General features: G+C 63.5%; 8 protein-coding genes. 1 reads left to right on the top strand and 7 read right to left on the bottom strand.

Annotation, left to right across the window (positions count from 1 at the left end):
• Positions 1–180: 180 nt before the first annotated feature.
• Complete coding sequence (locus tag ACOVQ0_RS06045; protein ID WP_421881497.1) at positions 181–636, top strand: nucleoside deaminase; 456 nt, start codon at positions 181–183, stop codon at positions 634–636.
• Here ACOVQ0_RS06045 and ACOVQ0_RS06040 read toward each other — a convergent pair.
• From ACOVQ0_RS06040 to ACOVQ0_RS06010, 7 genes are all read right to left on the bottom strand, one after another.
• Positions 633–1,364 (bottom strand): ribonuclease T2, encoded by a 732-nt coding sequence (locus ACOVQ0_RS06040; protein WP_421881494.1) that lies wholly within the window; start codon positions 1,362–1,364, stop codon positions 633–635. The genes ACOVQ0_RS06045 and ACOVQ0_RS06040 overlap by 4 nt on opposite strands.
• Positions 1,337–1,753 (bottom strand): hypothetical protein, encoded by a 417-nt coding sequence (locus tag ACOVQ0_RS06035; protein ID WP_421881492.1) that lies wholly within the window; start codon positions 1,751–1,753, stop codon positions 1,337–1,339. The genes ACOVQ0_RS06040 and ACOVQ0_RS06035 overlap by 28 nt, the downstream gene beginning before the upstream one ends.
• A 12-nt stretch (positions 1,754–1,765) precedes the next feature.
• Positions 1,766–2,632, bottom strand: a complete 867-nt coding sequence (gene nadC / locus ACOVQ0_RS06030; protein ID WP_421881489.1) for a carboxylating nicotinate-nucleotide diphosphorylase — start codon at positions 2,630–2,632, stop codon at positions 1,766–1,768.
• 136 nt (positions 2,633–2,768) lie between these two features.
• Positions 2,769–3,566 carry a LytR/AlgR family response regulator transcription factor gene (locus ACOVQ0_RS06025; RefSeq protein ID WP_421881486.1) on the bottom strand — a complete coding sequence of 266 codons (798 nt, stop codon included), beginning with the start codon at positions 3,564–3,566 and terminating at the stop codon, positions 2,769–2,771.
• A gap of 97 nt (positions 3,567–3,663) precedes the next feature.
• A complete protein-coding gene (locus ACOVQ0_RS06020) occupies positions 3,664–4,809 on the bottom strand; it encodes a sensor histidine kinase (protein ID WP_421881483.1) in 1,146 nt (381 codons plus the stop codon).
• Between the two features lie 36 nt (positions 4,810–4,845).
• Positions 4,846–5,643 (bottom strand): DsbA family protein, encoded by a 798-nt coding sequence (locus ACOVQ0_RS06015; protein WP_421881480.1) that lies wholly within the window; start codon positions 5,641–5,643, stop codon positions 4,846–4,848.
• Between the two features lie 10 nt (positions 5,644–5,653).
• Positions 5,654–6,988, bottom strand: coding sequence for a M48 family metalloprotease (locus tag ACOVQ0_RS06010; RefSeq protein WP_421881505.1), 1,335 nt, complete (start codon positions 6,986–6,988; stop codon positions 5,654–5,656).
• Positions 6,989–6,993: the final 5 nt, after the last annotated feature.

Genomic DNA, 6,993 nt, shown 5'->3' with positions numbered 1-6,993 from the left:
CATGCCACCCGGCATATTGGTTTGCGGGCCTTCCGCACGACGATGGGCTGGCGGCCCGGGCCCACACCCCCGCCCGCCACCCCCCGTTTGTATCATGATTGGGTGGCCGGGCGGGGGAGTGGGCCGGTGCCGCCTGCCATTCGTCTTGCGAATGGCCAGCAAACCAATATGCCGTGAGGCATGACCCGTTGGCCTCTACCCGAACCGATGCGCGCGGCGCTGGATGAAGCCGCACGCGCTGCCGCAGAGGGCGAAGTGCCTATCGGCGCGGTCATCGTCAAGGATGGCGCTGTCATCGCCACCGCGCACAACCAGCCCCGCAGTCTGTGCGATCCTACGGCCCATGCCGAAGTGCTGGCGATTCGCGCCGCCGCCGCCGCGCTGGGGCAGGAACGGCTTGAAGGATGCGACCTGTGGGTCAGCCTTGAACCTTGCGCGATGTGCGCAGGGGCCATCGTCCATGCCCGAATCGCGCGCGTCTATTACGCGGCGAGCGATGCCAAGGGCGGCGCGGTGGAGCATGGCGCGCGGGTGTTCGATCAGCCGAACTGCCTGCACCGGCCAGAGGTTTACTCAGGGATGGGTGAGGCCGAGGCGGCGGAGATGCTGCGCGGTTTTTTTCGTCAACGGCGTTAGAACGAACGCCAGATCTTTACCGGCACCGTATTGGCAGGCCCGCTCCCAGTCGGGCAGCGCATGGGCTTGAACGCGCGCGAATAGCAGACGTGGACTTCGCGCAGCCAGCCATTGCGGCCCACCAGCAGCTTGAACATGTCAGGCCGCAGGCGCGGGTTGGCGAGTGACAGCGCCTGGCGGACCTTGCCGGCATCCAGCCCTTCCGTGCGGGAAAGGCGGGCCATGTCGGGGAATTGCAGGGTCTGGAACAGTGCGCGGCCCTTGTCGAAGTAGGCAGCAGGGTCCGCGCTCATGCAGGTGCCGTGCTTGGCCCATTCGTGCATCATCAGATCGGCAGAGGGCGTCGTGCAGAAGTTGCGCCGCAGCACTTGTGCATCGGGCAACCGGCGCGAGGGGCAGTACTGCGGATACCTGCCGTTCTTACCGTCAGGCCAGAGGCCGTGCAGCACGAAGCCGAAGCGGCCCTGCCTGCCCGAACATTGCGTGGCATGGGCCGGATCGGCCTTGCGCGTGCGGCAAAACTCGGGCGACCAGCTTGCTGCAAGCGTATAGCCGGTGATCGGCGTCACGCGCGACGGCGCGTCTGGTTCCGGCAAGGCAGGCACGCTGATCTGCGGCGGCACTTCGCACTGCCAGCCCTGCGCGATGGCAGGCGTGGCCAGCGTCAGTCCGACAATTGCCAGAATGCCTCGCATCGCAATCAGTCCGCCTTGCCCTGTTTCAGCCAAGCGCTTGATGCGGGCAACCACATCATCACGCCCGCTGCCAGCATCAGCAGGATGGCGATGGCCGATACGATGGCGAAGGGCACGCCGATCATCGTGGCCACCACCGGAATGCCCGCAAGGCCAACCACATCGAGCGCGATCACCACACTGAGGAACCAGCGCGCGATGGACTGCCGCCCGCGCGTGATGACCAGCGCCAGCCCGATGGCGATAAAGGCGTTGGCGAACGGCCCGGTGATGACCTGCAGTGGCGTGATTTCCAGCGCTGCGGCCATTGCCGCCGTATGCACGGCAACATTGGCGATGCGCATCAACTGGCTGAGGATGACGGCATATTCGACCATGCGGATGGTGGCGGGGCGCGAAGCAGCGGGAGAAGCGTCGGACATGTGCGTGTTCTCTCAGCCCAGCGGCGTGAAGTCGAGGCCGATGTCGGCGGCAGGCGCGCTTTGCGTGAGGCGACCGACCGAAACATAGTCCACCCCCGAAGCAGCAATGGCCCCGATCGTATCGAGCCGCACGCCGCCCGAAGCTTCACACGGCACACGGGCACCGGCCAGCGCCACGGCGTCACGCAAAAGATCAGGCCCCATGTTATCGAGCAGCAGGCGCGTGGCCCCGGCTTCGAGTGCGGGGACGATCTGGTCGATATGATCCACTTCGCAGATCACGTCCCTGACCCCGGCAGACAGAGCACGGCGCACCGCCTCGGCCACGCCGCCCGCAACGAGCACATGGTTGTCCTTGATCATTGCCGCGTCCCACAGGCCCATGCGGTGATTGGTCCCGCCGCCGGTGCGCACCGCGTATTTTTCAAGGTGGCGCAGGCCGGGAATGGTCTTGCGCGTGTCGAGCAACCGGGCATGGGTTTCGCCCATCGCATCGACATATTGCCGCGTCAGCGTGGCGACGCCTGAAAGGTGCTGGACGGTATTCAGCGCGCTGCGCTCTGCCGTCAGCATTGCCCGCGCATTGCCTTCCAGCCGCATCAGGTCTGATCCGGGCGCAACGCGCGCCCCTTCTTCGACCAGAATTTCGATGGTCATGGCCGGATCAAGTGCGCGGAAGAATGCGGCTGCAATGGGCAGTCCGCAGACCGTGATCGCATCGCGGCTGTCCATCACGCCCGAAAAGCGCGCTTCTGCCGGGATCACGCTTTCACAGGTCACATCGTGGCCACCGCCCGGCAGACCTTCGCCCAGATCTTCGGCAAGCGTTGCGGCGACGAAAGCTTCCAGATCGAAGCCGGGGATGGAAAATTCATGCATCAGACCACTCCGCCCGTCCTGAGCCTGTCGAAGGACGCGCGTTTGCCGCTAACGGCTCTGGCGTGCTTCGACAAGCTCAGCATGGGCGGAGTTGAGTGCTGATTACGCGCGGGCATGGATTACCGCGCAGGCCACATCAGTGGACGAAACGCGCCACCACGTCGCGATAGCTGCGGGAAACTTTCACTTCCGCGCCCGATTCCAGCACGAGGAAGCATTCGCCGTTGGTGTGCGGCTTCACCTGCCGCACCTGATCGAGATTGACGATCTTGGACCGGTGCACGCGCTGGAACACGCGCGGATCGAGACGGCGTTCGAGGTCTTTCATCGTTTCGCGCAGGATCAGTGAATTGTCGCCGGTGTAGATGCACATGTAATCGCCTGCGGCCTCGATACGTTCGATCGTATCGACATCGACGCGGAAGATCTTGCCGCGATCCTTGATGTTGATGAGTTTTTCAAAGCGCCCGGCAACAGGTTCGCCCTCGTCCTCGATTTCGGGCATCGCATCGGGAGCCACTTCGGCCAGCACGGTCTTGAGCTTTTCTGCTTCCTCGCGGCTGCGCTTTTCCGAAAGGCGCGTGCGGGCGCGGTCCAGCGCGTCGGCCAGACGATCTTCCTCAACCGGCTTGAGCAGATAGTCGACCGCGTTGGCCTCGAACGCCTTTATCGCATGTTCGGAATAGGCGGTCACAAAGACGAACAGCGGCGGATCGATTTCCATCACGCCCTTCACCACGGAAAAACCATCAAAACCCGGCATCTGGATATCGCAGAACACCAGATCGGGCTTTTCGGTCTTGATCTTGCGGATAGCCTCGCGCCCGTTGGAGCAGGTGTCGATGATCTCGACATCGGGGAAGGCCTGAAGGCGGAGCTGCAGCCCCTGGATAGCCAGTTTCTCGTCATCGACGAGGATCGTGCGGATGGTCATGCGTTTCCTTTGTGCATCACGTTGCGCCCCCGTGACGTTTCCCCCTTTGGAGAATTCCTGATGGCAGGACGGTGCAAGCGGCAGTAGGTTCCCGAAATCATGCGTTCACCCCAAACGGCTTCCGTACCGCTGTAATGATCGGCACTTCCGCTTTGGCTTCAAACGGCAGTTCAAGCACAACCTGAAAACCGCCTTCAGCGCGGTTGGAAATGTCGAAGCGCTGGTTCTCGCCATAGGCCTGAACCAGACGATCGCGGATGTTGGCCAAACCGATGCCGGTGCTGTCGCTGCTCACGCCGAACACGCTTGACGGATCGGTGCCCGCTGGCAAGCCCGGCCCCGTATCCGAAACGGTGACCCGCAGCATCGGACCGACGAGTTGCGCCTCCACCGTGATCTCCGCGCCATACTCCAGCGGACTGACCGCATATTTGATCGCGTTTTCGACCAGCGGTTGCAGGAGCAGTGATGGCATCAGTCCATTGCGCACGGCATCGTCAATGCGGAATTCCGTGCGCAACCGCTCTTCAAAGCGCATCCGCTCAATATCGAGGTAGAGCTTCAGCGTTTCGATTTCCTGCGCCACGGTGACGCGCGCGGTCGGCTCGTTCACCAGCGTATAGCGCAGGAACGACGACAGGCGCGAAAGCATCGCGTTTGCAGGCTCGGTCTGTTTCAGCAGAACCAGCGTGGAGATGGAATTGAGCGTGTTGAACAGGAAGTGCGGGTTCAACTGATAGCGTAGCATGGCCAGCTGGGCGCTGGTGGCCTGAGCCTCAAGCCGGATGAGCTGGTCGTTCTGCTCTTCCACCTGCAGGAAGAAGTTGATCGCGTAATACAGGCCCGTCCACGATATGAGCAGCGTGAGATCGAGGTAGAACACGCCAAGGAAAAGCTGCGCGAAGCTGGCGTCTCCGCCCTGCCGATAGAGGCTGATCACCCACGAATCGATGAAGGCATAGAGGCCGACTGCGGCAGACAGGGTGAGCGCGGTGACGCCCCACGTTACCAATGGCCGCCGATTGATCAGCGCACGGTAGATCACCGAAAGGATCAGCGAGATCGAAAAGCCGGTGATCGTGGCGATGACGACGATGACAAGAAACGACCACGGCTGCGCGTTGGCGATGGACGACATCGCGCGCAGCAGCATCGCGCCGCCCCAGCCAAGGAACTGCAGGCGCCAGAAGGCGCGGTTCTTGTTGCCGAAGAACGGCGTGGGTCTGAACGGCAAGGCTGCCATAAGCGGGTTGTAACCTGTTGGCGCGGGCTAGGCTAGTTAGCCTTTGCGGGCCTGATCGATGGCAGATTGCAGTTCTTCGGGCGGAACCGCGCCGTGGACGATGCGCCCGCCGACGATCCATGCGGGCGTGCCGTTGATGCCAAGCTGGCGCGCCATTTCAAGGTTGCGCTTGAGTTCGTCTTCCACATCGGGCCGGGCGGCAAAGGCGCTGGCGGACTTCATATCAAGGCCAGCGGCTCCGGCGGCGGCGGCAATGCTGGCGTCCGATGGCCTTGCGCCTTCGAACATCGCCTTGTGATAGGCGGGATATTTGCCCTGCGCGGCGGCCGCCAGCGCCATTCGTGCGGCGGCTGCGCTTTCGGGCGCGATGATCGGCAGTTCGCGCACCACCACGCGCAAGTCGGGGTTCTTGGCGACAAGCGTTTCCAGTGCCTTCACGCTCTGGCGGCAATATGTGCAGGCAAAGTCGGTAAACTCGACCAGCGTGACCTTGCCATTCGGATTGCCCAGAACTGCACCGGGAAACGGTGTTTCCAATGCCCCGCGCATTGGCGCGATGCGGGCTTCCGCTTCGCGCGCCTGCAGGCGCTCCATCGCTTCGGGCAGCACTTCGGGATGTTCGAGGATATAGGCGCGCACCAGCCCTTCGATGGCGGCGCGCTCCTTTCCGCTGATTCCTGCGCTGGCCAGCGAGGCCTCAAGCGCGGCATCGTCACCCGCCGTTCCGGCGGCGCGCTGGTTGGCATACCACCAGCCTCCGGCAGCGCCTGCGATGGCGAACAGGGCTGCGGTTGCGGCGAACAGGCCGAAGCGGCGGGGTTTGGTTTCCGTCATGGCAAGCGGCCTAGCGCGATTTCTTCTGGCGTTCCATCATCGCGCGGGCGGACATGGCGATATCCTGTGCGCGCAGCCAATCGGGCGTGCCCTTGGGCAAAGCCGCTTCCGCCGCTTCGGCGCTGCGCACCGCATTGCCCAGTTGCATGTTCATCAGCTGCTGTTCCGCGCTGGCAAGCCGCGCACGCGGCAGGTCGCCCTTGGCTTCATAAACCACGCCAAGCTGATACCATGTGAAGGGATTTTCCCGGTCACGCACCACCGATGCGCGCAGCACTTTCTCCGCTTCGGCGAAGTTGTCCTTGTCTTCGGTGGCGATCAGGGCGTGGCCGAAGGTGGTGGCGATCAGCGGGGCATTGCCAGTCAGCGCCGTCGCCTTGCGCAACGGGGCGAGTGCGTCGGCAGGCCGCCCGGATTCGAGCAGGATCTGCCCTTCGAGTTCGAGGAAATAGGGATTGTCGGGATCGCTGGCGATCAGCGATTCGGTTTCTGCCAAAGCCTTGTCGACGAAGGCTTCTTTATGAAAGGCATAGGCGCGGGCGTATCTGGCGGGGACGTCGGTGAGGTAATCGGGGTAGGCGCGCAGCGTGTCCTGCGGTTCGGCCAAGTATCCGTAAAGCTTGGCTTTTACCCGCAGGAACTTGGCCTGAAGCGAGGCCGAGGGCGGGGTGTTCCACGCCGGGTCCTGTTCATAGGTGTCCTGCAGCGTGGTCAGGCGGTCCGAGGTCATCGGGTGCGTGCGATAAAATTCGGCATCGGGGTTCGCGCTGGCGTTATAGCCGTAGCGGAATTCCTGATTCTGCAGCTTCTTGAAGAATTCGATCGAGCCGCGCCCCGATATCCCGGCCTTTGCCAGAAACTGCGCGCCGGCGGCGTCTGCAGAGCTTTCCTGCGCCCGGCTGAAGGCGAGGAACTTGCCCAGAGCAGCCTGCTGGCCGGCCATGAACACGCCCATCGCCGCGTCTGCCGACCCTGCCGCCGCCGCAAGGCCGCCGAGCAGCAGCGAGAGCACGGTGATGCCGGTGGCGGGCTTCAGCCCTTCGTTGAAGCGCACGACGTGGCCGCCGGTGATGTGGCCGAGTTCGTGCGCGATGACGCCCTGCAGCTCGTTCACGCTGTCTGCCGCGCCGATCAGGCCCGAATGGATGTAGATCGCCTGCCCGCCTGCAACGAAAGCGTTGATCGAACCATCGTTGAGCAGGACCAGATCGATCGCATCGGGATTGAACCCGGCGGCCTTGAAGATCGGGGCCGATGCTTCGCGGAACAGGGCTTCGGTTTCGGCATCGCGCAACACCGATTGCGCGGCGGCGCTCTGCACGCAGAGCGACAGCGCGGCGAGCATGGCCA

This window comes from Novosphingobium sp. (assembly GCF_049240505.1).
GTDB lineage: Bacteria > Pseudomonadota > Alphaproteobacteria > Sphingomonadales > Sphingomonadaceae > Novosphingobium.
Note: the sequence above shows the minus strand (reverse complement) of the source record. Positions and strands in the feature narration are given on the sequence as shown.

Excerpts from the sequence above, each read along its gene's own strand:
- ACOVQ0_RS06035 (WP_421881492.1), bottom strand. The coding sequence starts at position 1,753 with ATGTCCGACGCTTCTCCCGCTGCTTCGCGCCCCGCCACCATCCGCATG.
- ACOVQ0_RS06010 (WP_421881505.1), bottom strand. The coding sequence starts at position 6,988 with ATGCTCGCCGCGCTGTCGCTCTGCGTGCAGAGCGCCGCCGCGCAATCG.
- ACOVQ0_RS06025 (WP_421881486.1), bottom strand. The coding sequence starts at position 3,566 with ATGACCATCCGCACGATCCTCGTCGATGACGAGAAACTGGCTATCCAG.
- ACOVQ0_RS06045 (WP_421881497.1), top strand. The coding sequence starts at position 181 with ATGACCCGTTGGCCTCTACCCGAACCGATGCGCGCGGCGCTGGATGAA.
- ACOVQ0_RS06020 (WP_421881483.1), bottom strand. The coding sequence starts at position 4,809 with ATGGCAGCCTTGCCGTTCAGACCCACGCCGTTCTTCGGCAACAAGAAC.
- ACOVQ0_RS06015 (WP_421881480.1), bottom strand. The coding sequence starts at position 5,643 with ATGACGGAAACCAAACCCCGCCGCTTCGGCCTGTTCGCCGCAACCGCA.
- nadC (WP_421881489.1), bottom strand. The coding sequence starts at position 2,632 with ATGCATGAATTTTCCATCCCCGGCTTCGATCTGGAAGCTTTCGTCGCC.